Genomic DNA, 19,938 nt, shown 5'->3' with positions numbered 1-19,938 from the left:
CCGTGGCCTCAATACTGGATGCATGGCTCCCTCGAACGGCGACTTCGACGCGTTCGCCTCGATGATCGACGAAAGAGTCACGGCACGCGGGACCGCTCCGGCGCTCGTCGTGAAGATCTATAAGGGCACCCGGGCGGCCGCCCCCGGCGTCGTGGTCAAGGCGCTCGCCCGCCGGCTGCGCACGGCGGACGACCGGCCCCTCGTCCCGTACGCCGAGGTCGACGAGGCCACCCGCCCGGGCGGGATCGTCGTCCAGCTGGGGAACACGACGCCACGCGGCTGGGGCACAGTACGTTTTCCTCGTTATCGAGCCTTGAGCGCGATAAGGGATGGCGAACGGGCAACCGGCGCACTAGAGCTGGCATTTCACGACCTTCACCCAAATCTCGCCTATTTCGTACGGAGTGCCAACCAAGTAGGCGGATTGTCGTTGTTTTTCCAGGTTCTCCTGTTCGTCCTGGCGGGCTGGGCGATCCGCGGAGTTTTCCGCTGGTCGTGGCGCCGCCGGACCCGCGCCTGGTTCCCCGGCTACATCGGGCATGACAGGGCCGACTTCTTCCCGGAAGCCGGCCGGCTCATGTGGGGTCCCGACCGCGAGAAGCAGGAGGGAGCCCTGCTCCGGGCGCTTCTGTGCGACCTGGAGGCGGCCTTCACCCCCAGGCTGTCACCGTGGCGGCGGCGTCGCCGGAGCAGGTTCGTGCTCTTCGTCACCGGCGACGCCGCCCTCACCGACCGCGTCGCCGAAGCCGCGCGGGACACCCGCGTACGTCGCACGGTCGTGATCGCCGCGCCGGCCTCGGACGTCAAGGCCACCGACCCGGACCTCAGGTGGGCGGCGAGCGCTCTCGGCGAGGCGGCCCTCGACACGACGGAGGGCGTCATCCAGGGGACCGACGGCCTCGACGCCGCCACCCTGGCGGGCCGGACCAAGATCCCCGTGCGGCTCGGCAGCCCCGGGCTCGCCGCGACGGAGGCCGTGGCGCAGGGCCTGGCCGCCGTCGGCCTGGCGGCTGTGCTCGCGATCCCCTGGCTGCCCCCGATCCGGCCGCCGGACACCTCCTGCCTCGCGCAGCCCGCGCCCGGCCCGGCGAGCCCGCCCGCCCCGGTCCCGGACGCCGCCGGGGCGCAGAACCTCTACGCCGCGGACAAGCAGCGGATCGAGACCGAGAACGCCAGGGTCGAGGCCAAGGAGAAACAGGGATACACCGTCAAGACCGTGGTGTACCTCGGCTCCGGGGTCGCCACCTTCGAGCACCCCGAGTACAACGGCGTGCTCCCCGAACTGCGCGGGATCGGGCTGGCCCAGCAGAAGATGAACGACATGGCGGAGGCCACCCCGCACAGCCGGCGCAACTACGACGGCAACGTCTTCGTGCGGGTGAACGTCCAGGAGGCCGGTGCCGGGTACGCGAAGGCGCCCGAGATGGCGCGCCGGATCGCGGCCCAGCCGGACCGGAAGGTGCTCGGCGTCATCGGGCTGGGCGAGAGCAGGAAGGAGACGATCGAGGCCCAGCGGATCCTCGGCGAGGGCGGCCTGCCCATGCTGGGCATCGGCGCCACCTCGGAGACCTTCCAGTCGCACCCGCTGTATCACCAGGTCTCCTACGACAACCCGGAACAGGCCCGGCTGATCGCGGCCTTCGTCAGGAACGCCGGCGTCATCCCCGCCGGGGACGGCACGTGCGCCCCCGCCGCGTCGGCCGTCATCCTCGGCGACCCCGATGACGACTACAGCAAGACCCTCAGCGACGACTTCGCCGCCGTGTTCCGTCCGAGCACCCAGCTGTGGTTCTCGCCGTCGAGCAAGAGCCCCCAGCCCGGCGGCAAGACGGTGTACAGCCTGTCGGCGCTGGCCGACGAGACCTGCGCGATCGTCGCCAAGGACCCGCGGCGCACCCTGGTCTTCTGGCCGGGACGGGCCCAGCGGCTGCGCGACTTCCTGCAGACCGTCAAGGGCAAGAACGCGTGCCCGAGCGCCCTCACCGTGCTGGCCGGGGCCGACGTCACCACCACGGTGACGCGCGCGCAGCAGCTGTCCTTCGACGGCGTCACGCTGTACTACTCGGCGCACGCGCTCCCCAGCAGGCCGCCGAACGAGATGGGCAAGGAGTACCTCGCCCGCTACTCCGCCGCCTACGGCCACGACGCCTGGTACGACCACTGGCGCGGGCCGCTCGCCTACGACGCCCTCATGACCATGGCCACGGCCGTCAACACCGTCTGCCAGCTCAACAAGGCGGCGGGCTGCGGACGGGGCTCGGTGCAGGTCCTGTCCTCCTTCGGCGTCGGCGGGGACGCCGGCCTGCGCGGCGCGACGGGGACGATCGTCTACCCGAGCGATCCGCGCAACGCCTCGGGCGCGGTGACCGTCGTGCCGTCCGACAAGAGGTTCCTCATCCTCCGGGAAACCCCCCAAGGGCCGGTGGTGGCCATGGAGTGCGGCCGCCGCGACGGCGGCGACGTGAAGACCACCTGGGGCCCGCACGACGAGTTCGCCTGCCCCCGGCGCTGACCCCGGGCGCGGGCCCGTCACCTCGGGATCAGGCGCCGCTCCTGGTGCGCAGGACGAGGCCGCCGTCGCCCGCGGACCCGAACCCGACCTCCCGCAGCTCGGAGACGTCGATCGCGGTGACCACGCCCAGCGCGCCCGCCTCGGCCACCTCGCGGACCGCGAGGAGGGCCAGCGCCAGGCGCACCCCGGCCGGGACGCCGGGCAGCACGTACAACACGTCGAGGCGGGCCAGGGTGTGCCGCTCGTCCTCCCAGGACGCGGCCGCGTGGCCGACGAAGGGCTTCCCACGGGCGTTGTCGACGTAGGCCTGGAGCCAGCAGGCGAGCCTCGCCTCGGCGATCAGCCGCCGGGGGACGCCGACGTCCAGCCCCTCCCTGGCCAGCCAGAACCCGGCGTCGGCGGCGGGCGCGTCGTCGTCGAGGGGGACCTCGCCGACGAAGTACCCGGCCGGCCAGACGTCCGGGGCGTCGCGGGTGTCCAGCAGGACCCGGCCGTCGCGGACCGTCCGGCGGCTCCGGCGGACCAGCCCGGTGTCCAGCTCCTCCATGAGGAGGAACTCGACGTCACAGGCCCACTCGGCGGCCGAGGACACCGGAAGGCCGGTCCACGCGCTCTCCGGCGCCGCCGGGAACCCGATCCGCAGGGCGTAGGTGTTCGGGTCGCGCCGCCAGCGGAAGGCCACCAGCATGCCGTCGCCCTCCGCCACGACCTCGACCCCGGCGAACCCCGCCGTCACGGCGCCCGGACGCAGCAGCCGCGCCCGGACGGCCGCGAGCACATCGGCCCTGAACCACTCGGCAGTCACGCCTCCAGGCTGTCACACCCGCTCGCGGGCGTGACCGTTCCTCACCTGTCGCCGGGCTCCGCGGGGCAGGGGTCGCCGACGTGGACGCGCGGGACCGGGTAGAGCACCTTGCGACGCTGCTCGGTCAGCCCGCCGAGCCAGGACTCGTCGTAGACGTAGCCGTACCTGCTGCCCGCCCACACCGGGCCGTAGCGGTAGATGACCACGCGGCGCTCGCCGGGGTTGGTACGGGTGGAGCCGCCGTGCATGAGCCCGTCCACGAAGAGCAGCGCGTCGCCCTTCTCCAGGTGGACGGGGATCGCGCCCGGCAGGGTGTCCATGCGGTCGCCCCTGGCGTAGTCGCCGCCCAGCGGGTGCCGGAAGTTCGACTTGTGCGAGCCGGGCACCACCATCGTCGCGCCGTCGCCCTCACCGACGTCGGTCAGCGCGAGGATGATGTTGACCTGGCCGCAGCGGAAGACGCCGTGGTCGTAGCGGTAGCCGCAGCGCAGCGCGGTGCGGTAGCCGCCGGAGTGCACGGGGTGGTGCCCGCCCGACTCGCGGATCGAGGCGATCGTCTCGTCGACGAAGACCCCGGGGATGTAGCTGTCCTCCTCGCCCGCGTAGTGCCTGACCAGGTCGAACCAGCTCGGGTGGTCGACCAGTTCCTCGAACGGCCGGCCCGCCGCGACCGCCTGGTGCAGCTCGAAGCCGGTCTCGGGGGTGTAGTCGCGGCGCTGGGCGCCCCGGTACCACTCGCCCCTGGCGAGGTGGCGGGGGAAGGCGTCGAACTCCTCGTTGAGCCGCCGCAGCAGATCCGCGTCCACGGCGTTCCTGAGGATCAGGTAGCCGTTGAGGTCGAACATGAAGTCGTCCAGCTCGGACATGGTGGAACCTCCGGGGGTGTGGTGAGATGCCGCTACTCTGCCTCGGCGACCTCATTCCGGTCATCCACCCGGAAGATCCGAGATGTCGCATATCCTCAAGGTGTGCGATCTCTGGCCCAGGTCATCGGCCTGCAGGCATTCCACGTGACGTCGGGCCCCATGCCCCGCTCCCACATCCACCCCGAGGTCGAGTTCAACCTCGTCCTGTCGGGCACCGCCAGGTACGCGACCGTCGGCGGCGAGGTGGACCTGCCGCCCGGCCGTCTCGCCGTCTTCTGGGGCGGCTACCCGCACCGGCTGCTCACGGCCGAGGGCGTGGACTTCCTCTGGGCCACCGTCCCCCTGAGCGCCGTCATCGGCCACGACCGGCTGCGCGGCGCGGTCGAGCGGGCGCTGTCGGGGGAGTTCCTGTACGGCACCGCCGCCGAGGGCGAGCACGACCGTTTCCTCATGGGCCGCTGGGACCGGGAGCTGCGCCACGAGCCGGCCCCCGCCGTGGCCGAGGTCTGCCTGCTGGAGATGCACGCCCGGCTGGCCCGCCTGACCGGGGGGCCGCGCGAGGCGGCGCCCGCCGAAGCGGCGGCGGCCGGATCGGCCGAGCGGATGCTGGCCGTCGTCGCCCGCCGCTACACCGACCGGCTGTCGGTCGAGGAGATCGCCGAAGCCGCCGGGGTGCACCCCACCTACGCGGCCCTGGCCTTCAAACGGGCCCTCGGCATGCCCGTCTGGCAGTACGTCACCCGGTTGCGGGTCGCCCACGCGTGCCGGTTGCTGCTGGTCACCGGCTGGGGCGTCGACAGGGTCGCACACGCCAGCGGCTTCCAGACGAGGTCGAGCTTCTACCGGGCCTTCGGCGAGTCGACCGGCCTGACTCCCACGGAGTTCAGGCGGCGGGCGATCGCCGACGGGGGGTGCCCTCCGTGACGCCCGCCGGGAGGCGCACGGTGACGCGGAGGCCGCCGGACGGGCGGGGGACGAGCTCGAGGGTGCCGTCGTGCGCCCGGACGATGCTGCCGACGATCGCCAGGCCCAGCCCGACCCCCGCGTGGTCGGCGCGGACGCGGTCGGTGCCGCGCCGGAACGGCTCGACGAGCGTGGGAACCACGTCCGGGGGCAGCTCGTCGCCGGTGTTCTCGACGGTGAGGACCACCGTCCCGGCGTGAACGGCGGTCGTGACCCACACCGTGCCCTGGCCGGGCAGGTTGTGGACGATCGCGTTGTGCACGAGGTTCGTCGTCATCTGGAGCAGCAGCGCGGGTGAGCCCGTGGCGGGGGTCAGGTCGCCGGAGGTCTCGACGGCGAGGCCGCGCCGCTCGGCGAGGGACAGCAGCGTCTCGACGGCCTCCTCCGCGATGAGCGACAGGTCGACGCGCTCGCGCGGGAAGGACCGCTGGTCGGCGCGGCTGAGCAGGAGCAACGCCTCGGTGAGGTCGATCGCCCGGCTGTTGACCAGATGGAGGCGGTCGACGAGCCCGGCGGGGTCACGGGTGGGGTCGGTGCGGGCGACGTCGAGGAGCGTCCGGGCGACGGCGAGCGGGGTGCGCAGCTCGTGGGAGGCGTTGGCGGCGAACCTCCGCTGCTCGGCGACGTGCGCTTCGAGCCGGGCGAGCATGGTGTCGAAGGCGTCGGCGAGCTCGCGCAGCTCGTCCGCGCGGCCCGGCAGCCGGATGCGGTGGGAGAGCGAGCCGCCGGTGGCCCTGCGGGCGGCGTCCGTGATGCGGGTCAGGGGCGCGAGCATCCGGCCGGCCAGCAACCACCCGCCCACGAGGCCGAACACCAGCAGGAACGCCAGCACGAGAGCCGCGAACGGGGCGAACGAGCGCACGATGGCCGACCGGTTGACCAGGAAGTCGCCGGTGGAGTAGATGGCGTCATCGGGCAGACCGCGCATGTAGTAGACCCCCACCGCGCCGAGCGGCAGGAGGCCCGCGACCACGAGGAACCCGGCGTAGCTCAGGGTGAGCTTGAGCCGCACGCTCAGGCCGGGGGTCCTACCCATGGTCCTCCCCCTCGCGCCCGGCGGCGGGCGCCGTGTCGATGCGGTAGCCGACCCCCGCCACGGTGGCGATCACCCAGGGCTCGCCGAGGCGCTTGCGCAGGGACGAGACCGTGATGCGGACGGCGTTGGTGAAGGGGTCGGCGTTCTCGTCCCACGCCCGCTCCAGGAGCTCTTCGGCGCTGACGACCCCGCCCTCGGCGGCGACGAGGACTTCGAGCACGGCGAACTGCTTGCGGGTGAGCGGAACGTAGCGGCCGTCGCGGAAGACCTCGCGGCGGAACGGGTCCAGGCGCAGGCCCGCGATCTCGCGCACCGGCGGCCTGCTGTGGCCGCGCCGGCGGTCGAGCGCTCTGAGGCGGAGCACGAGTTCGCGCAGCTCGAAGGGTTTGGTGAGGTAGTCGTCGGCGCCGAGTTCGAACCCGCTGGCCTTGTCGTCGAGCCGGTCGGCGGCGGTGAGCATGAGGATGGGCATGCCGCTGCCGGAGGCGACGATGTGCCCGGCGATCTCGTCGCCCGAGGGGCCCGGGATGTCGCGGTCGAGGACGGCGATGTCGTAGGCGTTGACGCTCAGCAGCTCCAGGGCGGTGTTCCCGTCGCCGGCGATGTCGGCGGCGATCGCTTCCAGGCGCAGGCCGTCGCGGACGGCTTCGGCCAGATAGGGCTCGTCCTCGACGATCAGTACCCGCATACCCCTGACCGTACGGCCCTGGGCCTATCGCCGGCATATGAAAAATCCCATACGGGCCGGCAACGGCCCGCTGCCTTGACTGGCCGCATGATACCCAGCGGACCAGCACGAACGGCAGCCCGCCGGACCCGGTCGGCCCTGGTGGCCGCGCTTGTCGTCCTCGGCGTGGCGCTCGCCGCCGGCGTCGTCGTCCACCAGGCGGTGACGTCCCTGACCGCCTCGGCGTACGACGGGGCCGAGGGGGCCGTGCCCGAAGGCGTGACGGTGTTCGACGACGGGATCCCGGCCGTCGCCGGCCTCGACGCCGATCTGCTCGGTGCCCTGCGCCGGGCGGCGGCCGAGGCCGCGGGCGACGGGGTCGAGTTCGTGGTCAACAGCGGCCGGCGTTCCCCCGCGTACCAGGAACGGCTGCGCCGTGAGGCGGTCGCCCGGTACGGCTCGGAGCAGGAGGCCGCCCGATGGGTGGCCTCCCCGGACACGTCGTTGCACGTGTCCGGCGACGCGGTCGACCTGGGGGCCGCCGCCGCCGGATGGTTGTCGGCGCACGGCGCCGCGTACGGGCTGTGCCAGATCTACCGGAACGAGCCCTGGCACTACGAACTGCGTCCGAAGGCCGTCGACCGCGGCTGCCCGCGCATGTACGCCGACCCCACCCGCGACCCGAGGCTGCGGCGCTGACCGGCGTCCCCCTCAGGACAGGGGCACGCCGCGGTAGGCGCGCCAGAGCGCCAGGTCGTAGCCCAGTCCCAGGGCCGCGCCGAGCAGCAGCCCGGTACGACCGTCCTCCGCGGCGCCGCCGCCGGGTCAGGTGGCGGGTTCGAGGTGGACGTGCAGGTCGGTGGCGTGGGCGGGTGCGGGGGCGCCGTCCGGGTCGGTGACGGCGGTCACGGCCAGGCCGGCGGTCGCGGCCAGCTCCTCGAACACCTCGCGGGAGTACCAGTGCAGGACCCACGGGCGCTCGGCGACGCTGACGTCCGGGCCGTGGTGGCGTTCGTAGCGCAGGACGGTCGTCTGCGTCCGGGCGGTCTCGTCGCGTCGCTGGGAGACGACCGACACCCGCAGGTCGGCGCCGTCGGGGGCGACGGCCGTGCGTGCCCGGCCGATCTGGTCGGCCGGGGCCGGGTCGGGGGTGAACAGGGGCACCAGCGCGGCGCCGCCCTCGTCCAGGTGGGCGCGGATGCCGCGCAGGGCGGCCAGCGCCGTGGCGTCGTCGGGGAGCAGGGTGAAGGTCGGCCCGGCGAGGAAGATCGCCCGGTAGCGGCGGGGCAGGCTCAGGCTCTCCATGCGCTGGTGGAACAGCGTCACGGACACGTCCAGCTCGCCGGCCCGGCGCCGGAGCCGGGCCAGCATGTCCGCCGAGGAGTCGACGCCGTCGACCTCCAGGCCGCGCCGGCGCAGCTCCAGCAGGGGATCGCCGTCCCCGCAGCCCAGCTCCAGCGCGGGGACGCCGGCGCGCTCGACGAAGGCGGCATAGGGCTCCGGGTCCTGGGAGACGGACTTCAGCGGTCCGTAGAGCTCCGCGACGATGCCGGTGTAGAAGTCAGCTGGATCCACCTTCGCCACAGTACGCACATGATCCAGAAGGTTCACTCCATTATCGAGTCCGGGACGGCCGTCGAGACGTGCCAGAAGCCGGCGTACCGGCCGCCGCGGCGCAGCAGCTCGTCGTGGCCGCCCGCCTCCACGATCCGGCCGCCGTCGAGGAAGACGACGCGGTCGGCGCGCCGGACGGTCCGCATGCGATGGGCGACCATGACCACCGTGCGCCCCGCCATCAGGCGCTCGACGCCCTCGTGGACGGCCGCCTCGTTCACCGGGTCCAGCGCGGAGGTCACCTCGTCCAGCAGCACGATGGGGGCGTTCTTCAGCAGCGCCCGCGCGATCGAGACGCGCTGGCGCTCACCGCCGGACAGCAGCGCCCCGCCCTCGCCGACGTTCGCCGCCCATCCGCCGGGCAGCCGCTCGACCACCTCGTCCAGCCGGGCCGCGGTCGCCGCCGCCCGCACCTCGGCCTCGTCGGCGTCCGGACGGCCGAGCCGCACGTTGTCCTCGATCGTGCCGTCGAAGAGGTAGACGTCCTGGAAGACGACGGCGATCCGGCTCATCAGCGCCTCGGTGCTGATGTCGCGCACGTCCACGCCGCCCATGCGGACCGCGCCCGCGTCCACGTCGTGGAAGCGGGCCAGCAGTTGCAGCAGGGTGCTCTTGCCCGCCCCCGACGGCCCGACCACGGCCAGCCGCTGCCCCTCGGCCACGGAGAACGACACGTCGCCGAGCACCGTGCGGTCGCCGTGCCGGAAGGCGACGGACTCGAACGCCAGGTCGTGGCGTACCGGCTCGACCGGTTCGCGCGGCTCCGGCAGCGGCTCGGTGCTCAGCACCGCGTCCAGCCTGGCCAGCACGGAACGCGCGGCACGCAGCTTGCCCCCGACCTCCGACAGCGACAGCAGCGGATCCGCGCAGCGGGCGGTCAGCACCAGCACCGCCAGGACCTCCGCCACGCCGATCTCCCCGCCCAGCGCGAGGTAGGCGCCCAGCGCCAGGATCACGCTGAACGCGACCTGCACCACCAGCGCCAACCCCACCACACCGGGCAACGTCGAGACCACCGTACGGCGGGAGGCCCGCCGCACCTCGCGCAGCGAGTCGTCGAGCAGCGCGAACCGTTCGCCGGTGCGGCCCGCGGCCCGCAGCACCGGCTGGGTCTGGAGGAACTCGACGACCCGCCCCGCGGCCTCCTTGTCACCCTCGTGGCGCTCGGCGTCGGCCGCTGCCGTCGAACGAGCCGTCCAGCTCTGGACCGCCGCCACGACGGGCGCGGCGGCCAGCGCGGCCAGCCCCGTCCGCCAGTCGACGGTGAACATCACGGCGACGATGGTCAACGGCGTGACCAGCGCGGAGACGAACGGCGCCAGCAGGTGGGCGATGATGCCCATCGCCTGCAACAGGCCGCGGCTGGCCATGACGGACACCTCGCCGACCCGGTCGGCGTCGTACCAGCCGAGGGGCAGCCGGGCCAGGTGCTCGCCGAGCCGGTGGTACATGCCGCGCAACATCGAGGTCCCCACCCGCATGCCGGCCAGGTCGCTGGTGTAGCGCAGCGCGGCGTAGACCGCGACCGCGGCCCCGAAGGCGCCCAGCCAGGGCCAGGCGTCGGCGGGCGCGCCGCCGAACAGCGCCCGCAGCACGGGCACCAGCAGCACGTAGGACAGCCCCTCGGCCACGGCGGTCGTCGTCATCAGGGCCACGGTGCGGCGCGCCGGCCCGGCGTACCGGTGTCCCAGCACACGCAGCAACATGCGGATCATCGGGATCGTTCTCCTTGCGGCACGGCGTCGCGGACTTCGGTCTCGTCGGTGAGCGCCGATCGGTGGGACCGCCAGAACGCGGCGAACCGCCCGTTCCGCGCCAGCAGGTCGGCGGGCCTGCCGCGCTCGACGATCGTCCCGTCCTCCAGGACGGCGACGGTGTCGGCGTCGATGATGGTCTCCAGGCGGTGGGCGATGACCAGGATCGTCCGCTCGCCCTCCAGCGTCGCCAGGGCGCGGCGCACCGCCTGCTCGGTCTGCGGGTCGGCGAAGGCGGTCGCCTCGTCGAGCACCAGCACGGGCGTGGCGGCGAGCAGCGCGCGGGCGATCGAGATGCGCTGCGCCTCGCCGCCCGACAGGCCGGTCTCCTCGCCGATCACCGTGTCGTACCCGTGCGGCAGTTCCAGGACGCGGTCGTGGATCTGCGCGAGCCGGGCGGCGCGCACGATCGCCTCGCGGCCGGCGTCCGGCACGCCCAGGGCGATGTTGTCCGCGACCGACGCGCGCAGCAGGCGGACGTCCTGGAAGACGAAGGAGACCCGCCGGTAGAGCTCCCGGCTGCCGATCTCGCGCAGATCGACCCCGCCCAGGACGACCGAGCCGTGCGTCGGGTCGAAGAACCGCGGCAACAGCCGCACCAGCGTGGACTTCCCGCCGCCCGACGGCCCGACGACCGCCGTGACCGTGCCGGGCTCCAGCTCCAGATCGATCCCGCGCAGCACCTCGCGGCCGTCGTCGTAGCCGAACCGCACGTCCCGCAGCTCGATCCGGTGCCCCCGGGGAACGACCGGACGGGCGGGCTCCGGCAGCGGCGGCGCCGCGAGCACGTCCTTGATCCGGCCGACCGCGCGCCGGGCGGCCTGGAAGTCGTCGAAGCCGTGGCCGAGCGCCGCGACCGGGGCCGTCAGGCCGAGCCCGAGCAGCAGGAAGGGCAGCAGGTCGGCCGGGGCCAGGCCGCCGCCCGTGATCAGGGCCGCACCGCCGGCCAGCACGACCAGCAGCACGAACGGCGGCGACAACACGACCTGCATCCCCGCCGCGATCAGGGACATGCCGCGCGCCCACCGGCTGAAGATGCCGGCGAAGTCGTCGGCGGCGCGCAGGAAGGCGCGGTGGGCGCGCCCGGAGCCGCCGAACGCCTTGACCACCGCGATGCCCTGCACGAACTCCACGACGGAACTCGCGATGCGTCCCATGGCGGCGTCGAACTCCTCCTGCTCGCGCAGCCGCGCGGGCCGCATCATCAGCGGCACCAGCGCCAGGGCCAGCGCCACCGGGATCAGCGTGATCAGGGTGAGCCGCCAGTCGACGGTCAGCAGGTAGACCAGCGACACCGCCGGCACCACGAACGCCGTGGCCAGGTCGCCGGGGGCGTGGGCGATGAACGGATGCACCGCGCTCACGTCCTCGCCCACCACCTTGGCCAGCTCGCCCGTACGGCGGGTGGACAACCAGCCGAGCGGCACGCGCCCGAGCCGGTCCGCCAGCCGCCGTCGTAACGACAGCTGCACCCGGCCGTCGAGCACGTGCCCGAGCCCCGACGACGCGCCCGTCAGCAGCAGCCGCACGAACAGCCCCGCCACGCCCACGAGCACCGCGAGCCGGACGCGACCGGCGTCCACCGGGCACGGCGACAGCAGGACGCGGCCCACCTCGACGACCGCCAGCAGCGGCGCCAGACCCGCGACCGCGCCGATCACCTGCGACACGACGACCATGACGAACGCCGGGACGTGCGGACGCAGCAGCCCGCCCGCGCCCGGCTCCGGCGGTGGGACGGCCTCGGGCGGCTCGGGGACGGTCTCTGGCTGCTCGGGGGCGGGCCGGTGTCCCCGGCTCGGATCGCGGCTGCCGGTCATGGGTCCTCCAATTCCGCTACCTGAAGTATCGATACTTACGGTAGCGCAATAAGTTATCGTTCAGGCATGACCCGAGCGAGCACTTCCGTCAGACCGCCCGGTCGCCCGCGCTCCGGCGTCAACGCCGAGGTGTTCGCCGCCACGTTGCGCACCGTCCACGAGCTCGGCTACGCGCGGGCCACCGTCGAGCGCATCGCCGCCGCGGCCGGTGTGGCGAAGACGACGGTCTACCGGCGCTGGCCGACGAAGGGCGAGCTGATCGTCGACTGCCTGCTCGACGCGTTCGGCCCGGCGCCGCTGGAGGGCGCCGACCGGGCCGAGATCATGTCCTCGACCATCCGCTGGATCGCGGGGAAGATCAGCGAGCCGGGCACGGGTGACGCGTTCGCGGGCGTGTTCAGCGACGCCGTCAGCGATCCCGCCCTGCGCGAGGTCCTGTCCACCCGGTTCCAGGACCCGTACCGGCTGGCGCTCCAGGAGGCGCTCGGCGAGCCGGAGCAGCGCGTCCTGCTCTACATCGACGTCGTCGTCGGCACCTTGCTCCACCGGATGGGCATGACCGGCGAGCCGATGGTCGCGGCCGACGTCGACGCGCTGATCGAGATGGTTCTGCGGCACTTCGCCGACGGCCCCAGGAGCACGCCCGGCGCCTGATCCGGATCGGCTCCGCGGGCGGTCAGGCTGCGGGTTCCGGCCGGAGCGGACGGGCCGGGCGTCGCCGTACGCCGACGCCCGGCGCCTTGGCCGGTGAGGGGGTCACGACACCCCGAAGGCGCTCTTGTTCGGCAGGCCCTGACTGCGGGCGGCGTCCTGGACGGCGTTGTGGACGTGGGCCGTGCCCGCCGGGGCCGGCCAGGCGGGGCCGAAGCCGGGGTAGGGGTGGGGCAGCGGTACGGGAGCGGCCGCGCGGGCCGGGCCGGTCAGCGCGGCGGAGGCCAGCACGCCGGCCACTGCTGCGGTGATCGTGAGGGCGGCCGATGCGCGTCTTCTCTTGAACATTCGAGGTCCCTTCGATGTGGTCGGGAAGGACCGCCGAGAGTAGCAGATTGTTATGACTCAAGTACAGAAAGTCACAAGGCGTGGTGTGAGGCAGTAGCGTGACCGCACGTGAGCGATTACACAGTGTCACCATCGGTTGAGGCCCGGTCCCTGCGGCGATGGGTCGTGCTGCTGCTCTGCTGGGCCTCGCTCACCATGACCTCCGTCGACCGTTCCACCTGGGGGCCCGCGTCGCTGCAGGCGGGCGAGGCGCTGGGGGTGTCGCTGGCGGGGCTGGGGGCGTTCGCGACGGCGTACTACGTCGGTTACGTGCTGTCCAACATCGGCGGTGGGCTGCTCGGTGACCGGATCGGCAGCCGGGTCGTGTTGTCGGGGTCGCTGTTCACGGCGGGCGGCTTCATGATCGTGTTCGGGTCCGTGCCGTCCGCCGGGGCCGGGATCGCGGTGCAGGCGCTGATCGGGCTCTGCGCGGGGGCCGACTTCGCGGCGGGCGTCAAGCTCATCGCGTCCTGGTTCGGCGACCGGGAGCGCGGGCTGGCGATGGGCGTGTTCACCATGGCCTCCTCGCTCGGCACGATGATCGCCAACGTGCTCGTGCCCCGGCTGATCCAGTGGTACGACTGGCGGGTCTCGTACCACCTGTTCGGGATCGTGTCGATGGGGCTCGCGCTGGTGTGCCTGACGCTGCTGCGCGACCGGCGCGAGCCGCCGGCCGCGCGCCCGTCGCTGCGCGGCCTGGCCCGCGACCGCGACCTGCTGCTGATCGGCCTGGCCGGCTTCGGCGGGCTGTGGGGCACGTACGGCTTCGTGACCTGGTCCAACACCCTCATGGTGAAGGGGCACGGGCTCGACCCGGTGGCCGCGGGCACGGTCGTCGTGGTGTTCGCGGCGGCGGGCGCGGTGGGCAAACCGGTCATCGGCCTGGTCACCGACCTGGCCGGACGGGGACGCAAACGCCCGGCGGTCGCCGTGCTGGTGGCCTTCGCCGGCTGCCTGCTGCTGTTCGGCGGCATGGAGACGGAGACGGCGTTCCTGGTGACGGCCGGGTTCGCGGGGCTGGGCGCGTACCTGTACTCGCCGCTGCTGATCGCCATGGTGCCCGGCCTGTCGGGGACGGCGCTGGCCGGCTCGGCGGCGGGCGCGACGAACGCGGTGGCGCAACTGGGCAGCGTGACCGTGCCGGTCGTGGTGGGCGCGGTCTACCAGGCCGGCGGCTCCTTCTCCGCCGCGTTCGCCACCCTGGCCGCCGGGCCCGTGGCGGGCGCCGTGGCCCTGTCCTTCGTCCGCGAGGCGCGCGGCCGGTCGCGGACCGGCCACGCGCCCCAGGTCGGTTCGCCGGCGTGACGGCGCCGCCGGGCCGGTAGGCGGCCGGCGTGCCGCGCCGTCGCCGGGGATTCAGCGCAGCCGGTCCAGCACGGTCCGCAGCACGGGCGCGAACGCGTCGGGGGCGTCGGCGAAGCCCGTGTGGTCGCCGGGGAACAGGACGGGGTCGAGCCCGAGCGCCAGCCCCAGGGCGCGGGAGGCGCGGTCGCACAACTGCCCGGCCGACTCCTCGCCGATGCCGATCACGAGACCGGGCGCCGAGCGCAGCCGGTCCAGGTCGGGCACCCAGTGCGTGGTGGCGTGCAGCTCGTGGGCGAACCAGCGGCGCTCGTCGGCGACGTCCTGCGGGTCGCGCGGGCCGCCGAACATCATCTCCAGCGCGCCGTCGGGCACCGTGATGCCGGCCTGGCCCATGAACCCCGCCCAGGCGCCGATGACGTCACCGCTCAGGTAGGCGGCGATGAGCTCGTCGGTTCGGCGGTGCAGCTTGTCGCGGTCCGGAAGGAGCTCGATCAGCGGCGGTTCGTGGGCGATGACGCCGCGCAGCTGCTCGGGACGGGTCTGCGCCAGGGCCAGCGCGGTGACGGCCCCGCCGCTGGAGCCGAGGACGACGGCCGGCCCGGCGTCCACGTGCGCCAGCAGGCGGGACAGGTCGTCGGCGCGCAGCCGCGGCGTGGAGTCCTGGGCGGGGTCGTCCAGGAGGCTGTGCCTGATGCCGCGCGGGTCGGTGGTCAGCACCGTGTGGTCGTCGGCGATCAGGTCGGCCAGCGCGGCGAAGGAGCCGGCGTCCATCGGCGCGCCGACGAGCGCGACGAGCGGGCCCTGGCCGCGTACCTCGAAGTGCAGGCGGGCGCCCGGGACGTCGAGCGTGGAGACGGTCGTGGTCATGATGTCCTCCTGGAAGCGACGGCCCTGACGTGGGCCGCCGGATGGTCGGCCGCGGCCGCGGTCGTGACGACCGCGTCCAGCAGCGGTGGTGCGGCGACGGCCACGAGCAGCGCCAGGGCCGCCGGGATCACCAGGGCGAGGGGCAGCGACGCCGTCGTGGCGACGTACCCGATGAGGGCGGGGCCGGCGAGGCCGCCGCCGTAGCTGACGGTGGTGACTGCGGACAGGCCACGCGCGGACCCGCCCGCGGCTCCGAGCAGGCTGGCCACGACCGGCCAGACCACGGCCACGCCCGCGCCGGACAGCGCCCAACCGGCCATGGCGCAGCCCAGACGGGCGGCCGCCCCCGCGGGCAGGACGCCCGCGAGCAGGACGAGCCCGTAACCGGCGGTGGCGGTCACGCCGGCCAGCCGGATCGTGACGCGGACGCCGAGCCGCGTCCTGACGGCGTCGCCGGCGAAGCGGACGAGCGTCATCGCCACGAAGAAGACGGTGTAGACGAGCGACCCGGTGGCCGGGTGGGCGCCCAGGACGCGGGTCGCGTGCACCCCGGCCCAGTCGGTCGCGGCGCCCTCGGCGACGAACGCGGCGGCGCCGATCACGCCCAGCATGGCCAGCAGCCCCGGCCGCAGCCGAGCCGCCCCCCGCGACTCCGTCCGCTGCGCCGCACCCGCGTCCCCACCGGTGGCCCCGACAGCGCCCCCAACGGCGGCCCCGGCAGAGGTTCCGGCGGTGGTCCCGGCAGCGGCCCTGGTGGTGGCCATGGCAGCGCCCCCGACGGCGGCCATGGCGGCGGTCAGGACCGTCGCGCCCACGAGCATCAGCACCCGCACGTCGGCCCCCGCATGCAGGGCCGCGGTGACGAGCGCGCCGCCCGCCACCGCGCCGAGCGTCCACGTGCCGTGCACCGTGGCCATGATCGGCCGCCCGAGCCCGCGCTCGACGGCCACCGCCTGGACGCTCAGGGCCACGTTCAGCAGGCCGGAGAGCACCCCGAGCAGGGCGGCGGAGACCATCAGCGGCCCGGCGCCGGCCGCCAGGGCCGGACCGGCCAGCGCCAGCGCCGCCGCCGGGGCGCAGACCCGCAGCAGCCCGCCCCCGGACCACCGGTCGCACAGCCGTCCGGCCACCGGCATGGCCACGAGGGCGCCGGCGGCCAGCACCATCAGCACCGCGCCGAGCCCGCCGGGCCCGAGCCCGAGGCGCGCGTCGGTGGCGGGCAGCGTGGCGGCCCACACCGCGTTAGTGACGCCCGTCAGCCCGTAGCACAGCGTGATCGTTCCTCGTCCGGCCATGTCCTGATCCTGGCGGTGGCGCGGTGCCCGGGTCCAACACCTGTTCGAACGCGATTCACGCGCCTGCTGTGTGAATCAGGTAGGAAGGTGGCATGCCGGACGACGTCGAGATCCGCCTGCTGCGCCACTACGTGGCCGTCGCCGAGGAGCTGCACTTCAGCAGGGCCGCCCAGCGCCTGTACGTGGCGCAGCAGGCGCTCAGCCGCGACGTCCGCAAGCTGGAGGACCGGGTGGGCCGCCGGCTCCTGGAGCGCACGACCCGCAAGGTCGCCCTCACCCCTGAGGGACGCCTGCTGCTGACCCGGGCCCGGGAGATCCTCGCCCTGTACGACGCCACCATGCTGGACCTGCGCGGCCGGCCCAGGTCGCTGACGGTCGACGTCGTCGGCGCCGGTCTGACCCCCGCCCTGGTGCTGGCCGCGGCCCGCGCCCACGCGCCGGGGGTGGAGTTCTTCGCCCGCTTCCACAGCGGCACCGAGGCGGCGGCGCCCCTGCTCGCCGACGGCCGCCTCGACGTCACCTTCGGCCGCGGCCCCGAAGCGCCCGGCCCAGGAACGTCCGGCCCCGGAACGCCCGATCTCGGAACGTCCGGGCTAGGAGCGTCCGGCGCCGGAGTGCCCGGTCGCGTGCGGTGGCGGCCGGTACGCCACGAGCGCATCGCGGTGCTGCTGCCCGAGCGTCACCCGCTGGCCCGGCTGCCCGCGATCCCCCTGGAGTCGTTGCGCGGCGCGAGCCCGTGCATCCGTGCCGGCGACCACGCCACGCCCGGCTGGGAGCACGCCGTCCTGCAGCTGCTGGCCCCCTTCGGCGTCGACGCCGCCCTGGCCCACCCGCACGTGCGCGGCGGCGACGAGCTGGCCCAGCACCTCCGCGACCGCGACGCGCCCATCCTCACGCTCACCACGCAGCCCGACATCCCCGGCGCGGTCCTGCGCCCGCTGGTGGACCCGGTCGCGATGTTCCCCTGGACGATGAGCTGGCGCGCCGACGACGACCATCCCGGCCTGCGCGCCCTCCACCAGGCCGTGGACGAGCTGGCCGCCGCCCACGACTGGCTCGGCGTCCCGGACGGCGCCTGGTTCCCCGGCCCCGAGGCCGGGCCTGGCCGTCAGAAGGCGTAGCGGATGCGGCAGTAGGGGAGCCTGGCGGCGATCAGGCCGGTCAGGGCGGCGACGTAGCGGCCCTTGTGGCCGTTGCGGTAGCGGACGTTCCAGCCGCCCGTCTCCGACCGTTTGGCCTGCTGCAGCTCAGGCCGCCACAGCACCTCCTCCGCCTTCGGGTGCCAGCCCAGGTTGACCTGGTGGAGCCGGTCGTTGTGGGTGAGGAAGATCACCTCGGCGGCGAGCTGGGCGCGGGCCTCGGGCGACAACGCGTCGTCGAGCCGCTCCAGCAGCTCGGCCCAGTCCGCCAGCCAGCCGTCCCGGACCACCACCGGGCTCAGGTTGACGTGGACCTCGTAGCCGGCCGCGACGAAGTCGTTGATCGCGTCGATGCGCTCGGCGACCGGCGAGGTGCGGATGTCCAGGAGCTTGGAGTCGGCGGGGGGCATGAGGCTGAAGCGCACGCGCGTACGCCCACGCGGGTCCCAGCCGAGCAGGTCGCGGTTGACGTACTTGGTGGCGAAGCTGGCCTTGGCGTTGGGCAGGTCGCGGAAGAGCTCGACCAGGTCCCGGACGTTGTCGCAGATCGTGGCGTCGAGCGAGCAGTCGGAGTTCTCGCCGATGTCGTACACCCACAGGCGGGGATCGACCTGGTCCGGCTGAGGCTTGAGGCCCTGGCGGCCGGCGTGCCGCCGCAGGTAGCCGGTGATCTGGTCGATGTTGGCGAACACCGTGATCGGGTTGCTGTAACCCTTGCGGCGGGGCACGTAGCAGTAGGCGCACGCCATCGCGCAGCCGTTGGCCGTGGAGGGCGCGATGAAGTCGGCCGAGCGGCCGTTGGGCCGGGCCGTCAGCGACTTCTTGACGCCGAGCACGAGCGCCTCGGTCTTGATCCGCACCCAGCGGGCCACGTTCGTCTCGTCGCCGTACAGCTCGGGGATGCGGTGGTGGCTCTCGACCTCGACGATCTCGGCGCCGGGGAACCTGGCGAGGATCTCGCGCCCGCGCGGCAGCGCGGCAGCCGCGGGCTCGGCGTAGATCCGCCGGACGTCGAGGAGGCCGGTCACGGCCGCTCCGGCTGTTCCATGGGGCAAGAGTATGCGGTCCGGGACGCGAGTTGCCAGGTCAGCACGGGTGCGCCGCAGCGTCGGCAGTGCTCGCGCCGGTACACCCAGCGCTCGGAGGGGGCGTCCGGGTCGCTCACCACCTGCCCGGCGTCCCGGCCGAGAGCGAGATGCCTGACCGCCGTGTCCCACAGCCGCCCGGCGGCCTCGGCGGAGACGCCGCGGGCGTTCGGATGCAGGCCGACGAGGAACAGCAGCTCGGCCCGCCACGCGTTCCCGATGCCCGACCACACCCGCTGGTCCAGCACGGCCGCGCCCACCGGCCCGCCGAACGCGGTCAGCCGGGCCACGGCCTGCTCCGGCACGGCGTCCGCGCGCAGCGGATCGGGCCCGAGCGAGCCCCGCAACGCCGCCACCTGCCCGCGGGTCAACGCCTCGCACCGCGACGGCGCGATCAGGTCGTAGGCCACCTCGCCGGTCGCCAGCCGCAACCGCGTGCCGGGCCGCGGCGACGTCCCCGGATCGTCGTACCGCAGGAAGATGCCCCGCATGCCCAGGTGGACGTGCACGGTGGGCGCGTCCGCGAAGTGGTACAGCAGGTGCTTGCCGACCGCCTCCACCTCCGTCAGCACCCGCCCGTCCCACGGCCGCGCGTCGAACCGCCCCTGCGGCCCCGCGGCGAGCACCGTCCGCCCGGCCAGGTCCGCGTGCTGCCCGGCGGCGTGCCGGTGGATGAGATGTCCTTCGGGCATGCCCCGGGCCATACCCCGTGAGCTGCGCCGACGCGCCGCGGGCAGCCGGTCCACTGAGTGGACCGAACGTTGCCCGCCCGCCCTCCACACCAACAGCATGGACGCGACGTAAGCGATCGCTCACCTGGAGCGACGATCGCTCGGGCGATCACGTCGTCCCACGGAAGGACGAGCACGATGAACGACAGATCGGCGCGGGCCCTGTCCCGGGCCCTCATCGCGATGGTGGTGACGGCGCCCGGCGTGGCCGCCGCGAGCAGCGTCCGGGCCACGCTCGACCCCCTCCCCGGCAACGTCCGGTGCGCCGCCATCCACCTCCAGAACGGGCAGACCGCGTTCTGCGGCACCCGGAGCGTGCCCGACGACAACCCCTTCCAGTTCGACCGCGCCGTGGGGTCCGTCCAGGTCACCGACCTGGTCCACCGGGAACAGTTCGCCTTCTCCTCCCCCTTCGTGGGCTGAGCGGAAAGGGTGGTGAAG

At 73.9% G+C, this 19,938-nt stretch carries 19 protein-coding genes; 7 read left to right on the top strand and 12 right to left on the bottom strand.

The genetic code is table 11. The features are described 5' to 3' along the window. Window positions 1-22 precede the first annotated feature (22 nt). Window positions 23-2,512: a hypothetical protein gene (locus ABZ459_RS19560; RefSeq protein WP_357971778.1), complete on the top strand. Its 2,490-nt coding sequence runs from the start codon at window positions 23-25 to the stop codon at window positions 2,510-2,512. A gap of 28 nt (window positions 2,513-2,540) precedes the next feature. On the opposite strand, the gene ABZ459_RS19555 is transcribed toward ABZ459_RS19560, so the two are convergent. Together ABZ459_RS19555 and ABZ459_RS19550 are read right to left on the bottom strand one after the other, a co-directional pair. Further along, entirely contained in the window at window positions 2,541-3,317 is a 777-nt protein-coding gene (locus ABZ459_RS19555) for a hypothetical protein (RefSeq protein WP_357971776.1), read from the bottom strand. A 41-nt stretch (window positions 3,318-3,358) separates the two neighbouring features. After that, window positions 3,359-4,183, bottom strand: a complete 825-nt coding sequence (locus ABZ459_RS19550) for a phytanoyl-CoA dioxygenase family protein (RefSeq protein WP_357971774.1) — start codon at window positions 4,181-4,183, stop codon at window positions 3,359-3,361. 102 nt (window positions 4,184-4,285) lie between these two features. Here ABZ459_RS19550 and ABZ459_RS19545 point away from each other — a divergent pair, with 102 nt between their 5' ends. Next, entirely contained in the window at window positions 4,286-5,107 is an 822-nt protein-coding gene (locus ABZ459_RS19545; RefSeq protein ID WP_357971772.1) for a helix-turn-helix domain-containing protein, read from the top strand. Here the strand turns inward: ABZ459_RS19545 and ABZ459_RS19540 are convergent. Together ABZ459_RS19540 and ABZ459_RS19535 are read right to left on the bottom strand one after the other, a co-directional pair. After that, window positions 5,067-6,182, bottom strand: a complete 1,116-nt coding sequence (locus ABZ459_RS19540) for a HAMP domain-containing sensor histidine kinase (RefSeq protein WP_357971770.1) — start codon at window positions 6,180-6,182, stop codon at window positions 5,067-5,069. The two genes, ABZ459_RS19545 and ABZ459_RS19540, sit on opposite strands and share 41 nt — an antisense overlap. Next, a complete protein-coding gene (locus ABZ459_RS19535) occupies window positions 6,175-6,870 on the bottom strand; it encodes a response regulator transcription factor (RefSeq protein WP_357971768.1) in 696 nt (231 codons plus the stop codon). The genes ABZ459_RS19540 and ABZ459_RS19535 overlap by 8 nt, the downstream gene beginning before the upstream one ends. A gap of 141 nt (window positions 6,871-7,011) precedes the next feature. Here ABZ459_RS19535 and ABZ459_RS19530 point away from each other — a divergent pair, with 141 nt between their 5' ends. Next, the gene (locus ABZ459_RS19530) at window positions 7,012-7,548 is read left to right on the top strand and encodes a M15 family metallopeptidase (protein WP_357971766.1); all 537 of its coding nucleotides are present in this window, start codon (window positions 7,012-7,014) and stop codon (window positions 7,546-7,548) included. 126 nt (window positions 7,549-7,674) lie between these two features. Here the strand turns inward: ABZ459_RS19530 and ABZ459_RS19525 are convergent, their stop codons facing one another. The 3 genes from ABZ459_RS19525 to ABZ459_RS19515 are packed head-to-tail and all read right to left on the bottom strand — an operon-like array spanning window position 7,675 to window position 12,037. Further along, a complete protein-coding gene (locus tag ABZ459_RS19525) occupies window positions 7,675-8,424 on the bottom strand; it encodes a class I SAM-dependent methyltransferase (protein ID WP_357971764.1) in 750 nt (249 codons plus the stop codon). 32 nt (window positions 8,425-8,456) lie between these two features. Next, window positions 8,457-10,178, bottom strand: coding sequence for an ABC transporter ATP-binding protein (locus tag ABZ459_RS19520; protein ID WP_357971762.1), 1,722 nt, complete (start codon window positions 10,176-10,178; stop codon window positions 8,457-8,459). Further along, complete coding sequence (locus ABZ459_RS19515) at window positions 10,175-12,037, bottom strand: ABC transporter ATP-binding protein (RefSeq protein WP_357971760.1); 1,863 nt, start codon at window positions 12,035-12,037, stop codon at window positions 10,175-10,177. The genes ABZ459_RS19520 and ABZ459_RS19515 overlap by 4 nt, the downstream gene beginning before the upstream one ends. Window positions 12,038-12,103: 66 nt before the next feature. On the opposite strand from ABZ459_RS19515, the gene ABZ459_RS19510 reads away from it, so the two are divergent. Beyond that, entirely contained in the window at window positions 12,104-12,691 is a 588-nt protein-coding gene (locus ABZ459_RS19510) for a TetR/AcrR family transcriptional regulator (protein ID WP_357971758.1), read from the top strand. A gap of 102 nt (window positions 12,692-12,793) precedes the next feature. Here the strand turns inward: ABZ459_RS19510 and ABZ459_RS19505 are convergent, their stop codons facing one another. Beyond that, window positions 12,794-13,036, bottom strand: coding sequence for a hypothetical protein (locus tag ABZ459_RS19505; protein ID WP_357971756.1), 243 nt, complete (start codon window positions 13,034-13,036; stop codon window positions 12,794-12,796). Between the two features lie 108 nt (window positions 13,037-13,144). Between ABZ459_RS19505 and ABZ459_RS19500 the strand changes: the two genes are divergently transcribed. Then, entirely contained in the window at window positions 13,145-14,380 is a 1,236-nt protein-coding gene (locus ABZ459_RS19500; protein WP_357971754.1) for an MFS transporter, read from the top strand. Between the two features lie 51 nt (window positions 14,381-14,431). On the opposite strand, the gene ABZ459_RS19495 is transcribed toward ABZ459_RS19500, so the two are convergent. After that, on the bottom strand, window positions 14,432-15,247 hold the full coding sequence (locus tag ABZ459_RS19495; RefSeq protein WP_357971752.1) for an alpha/beta hydrolase: 816 nt from the start codon (window positions 15,245-15,247) through the stop codon (window positions 14,432-14,434). Next, window positions 15,244-16,542 carry an MFS transporter gene (locus ABZ459_RS19490; protein WP_357971750.1) on the bottom strand — a complete coding sequence of 433 codons (1,299 nt, stop codon included), beginning with the start codon at window positions 16,540-16,542 and terminating at the stop codon, window positions 15,244-15,246. The genes ABZ459_RS19495 and ABZ459_RS19490 overlap by 4 nt, the downstream gene beginning before the upstream one ends. Before the next feature lie 92 nt (window positions 16,543-16,634). Between ABZ459_RS19490 and ABZ459_RS19485 the strand changes: the two genes are divergently transcribed. Further along, window positions 16,635-17,663, top strand: coding sequence for a LysR family transcriptional regulator (locus ABZ459_RS19485; RefSeq protein ID WP_357971748.1), 1,029 nt, complete (start codon window positions 16,635-16,637; stop codon window positions 17,661-17,663). Here ABZ459_RS19485 and ABZ459_RS19480 read toward each other — a convergent pair. Together ABZ459_RS19480 and ABZ459_RS19475 are read right to left on the bottom strand one after the other, a co-directional pair. Beyond that, entirely contained in the window at window positions 17,651-18,709 is a 1,059-nt protein-coding gene (locus ABZ459_RS19480) for a spore photoproduct lyase family protein (RefSeq protein WP_357971746.1), read from the bottom strand. The genes ABZ459_RS19485 and ABZ459_RS19480 overlap by 13 nt on opposite strands. After that, complete coding sequence (locus ABZ459_RS19475) at window positions 18,706-19,458, bottom strand: DNA-formamidopyrimidine glycosylase family protein (RefSeq protein ID WP_357971744.1); 753 nt, start codon at window positions 19,456-19,458, stop codon at window positions 18,706-18,708. Before ABZ459_RS19475 ends, ABZ459_RS19480 begins: the two co-directional genes overlap by 4 nt. Before the next feature lie 177 nt (window positions 19,459-19,635). Here ABZ459_RS19475 and ABZ459_RS19470 point away from each other — a divergent pair, with 177 nt between their 5' ends. Continuing rightward, on the top strand, window positions 19,636-19,920 hold the full coding sequence (locus tag ABZ459_RS19470) for a hypothetical protein (RefSeq protein ID WP_357971742.1): 285 nt from the start codon (window positions 19,636-19,638) through the stop codon (window positions 19,918-19,920). Window positions 19,921-19,938: the final 18 nt, after the last annotated feature.

Source organism: Nonomuraea sp. NPDC005692 (genome assembly GCF_040631115.1).
GTDB lineage: Bacteria > Actinomycetota > Actinomycetes > Streptosporangiales > Streptosporangiaceae > Nonomuraea.
Note: the sequence above shows the minus strand (reverse complement) of the source record. Positions and strands in the feature narration are given on the sequence as shown.

What these genes read in the sequence shown, in the direction of transcription:
- ABZ459_RS19515 (WP_357971760.1), bottom strand. Translation starts at nt 12,037, where the DNA reads ATGACCGGCAGCCGCGATCCGAGCCGGGGACACCGGCCCGCCCCCGAG.
- ABZ459_RS19560 (WP_357971778.1), top strand. Translation starts at nt 23, where the DNA reads ATGGCTCCCTCGAACGGCGACTTCGACGCGTTCGCCTCGATGATCGAC.
- ABZ459_RS19520 (WP_357971762.1), bottom strand. Translation starts at nt 10,178, where the DNA reads ATGATCCGCATGTTGCTGCGTGTGCTGGGACACCGGTACGCCGGGCCG.
- ABZ459_RS19490 (WP_357971750.1), bottom strand. Translation starts at nt 16,542, where the DNA reads ATGGCCGGACGAGGAACGATCACGCTGTGCTACGGGCTGACGGGCGTC.
- ABZ459_RS19510 (WP_357971758.1), top strand. Translation starts at nt 12,104, where the DNA reads ATGACCCGAGCGAGCACTTCCGTCAGACCGCCCGGTCGCCCGCGCTCC.
- ABZ459_RS19540 (WP_357971770.1), bottom strand. Translation starts at nt 6,182, where the DNA reads ATGGGTAGGACCCCCGGCCTGAGCGTGCGGCTCAAGCTCACCCTGAGC.
- ABZ459_RS19495 (WP_357971752.1), bottom strand. Translation starts at nt 15,247, where the DNA reads ATGACCACGACCGTCTCCACGCTCGACGTCCCGGGCGCCCGCCTGCAC.
- ABZ459_RS19475 (WP_357971744.1), bottom strand. Translation starts at nt 19,458, where the DNA reads ATGCCCGAAGGACATCTCATCCACCGGCACGCCGCCGGGCAGCACGCG.
- ABZ459_RS19470 (WP_357971742.1), top strand. Translation starts at nt 19,636, where the DNA reads ATGAACGACAGATCGGCGCGGGCCCTGTCCCGGGCCCTCATCGCGATG.
- ABZ459_RS19485 (WP_357971748.1), top strand. Translation starts at nt 16,635, where the DNA reads ATGCCGGACGACGTCGAGATCCGCCTGCTGCGCCACTACGTGGCCGTC.
- ABZ459_RS19535 (WP_357971768.1), bottom strand. Translation starts at nt 6,870, where the DNA reads ATGCGGGTACTGATCGTCGAGGACGAGCCCTATCTGGCCGAAGCCGTC.
- ABZ459_RS19505 (WP_357971756.1), bottom strand. Translation starts at nt 13,036, where the DNA reads ATGTTCAAGAGAAGACGCGCATCGGCCGCCCTCACGATCACCGCAGCA.
- ABZ459_RS19550 (WP_357971774.1), bottom strand. Translation starts at nt 4,183, where the DNA reads ATGTCCGAGCTGGACGACTTCATGTTCGACCTCAACGGCTACCTGATC.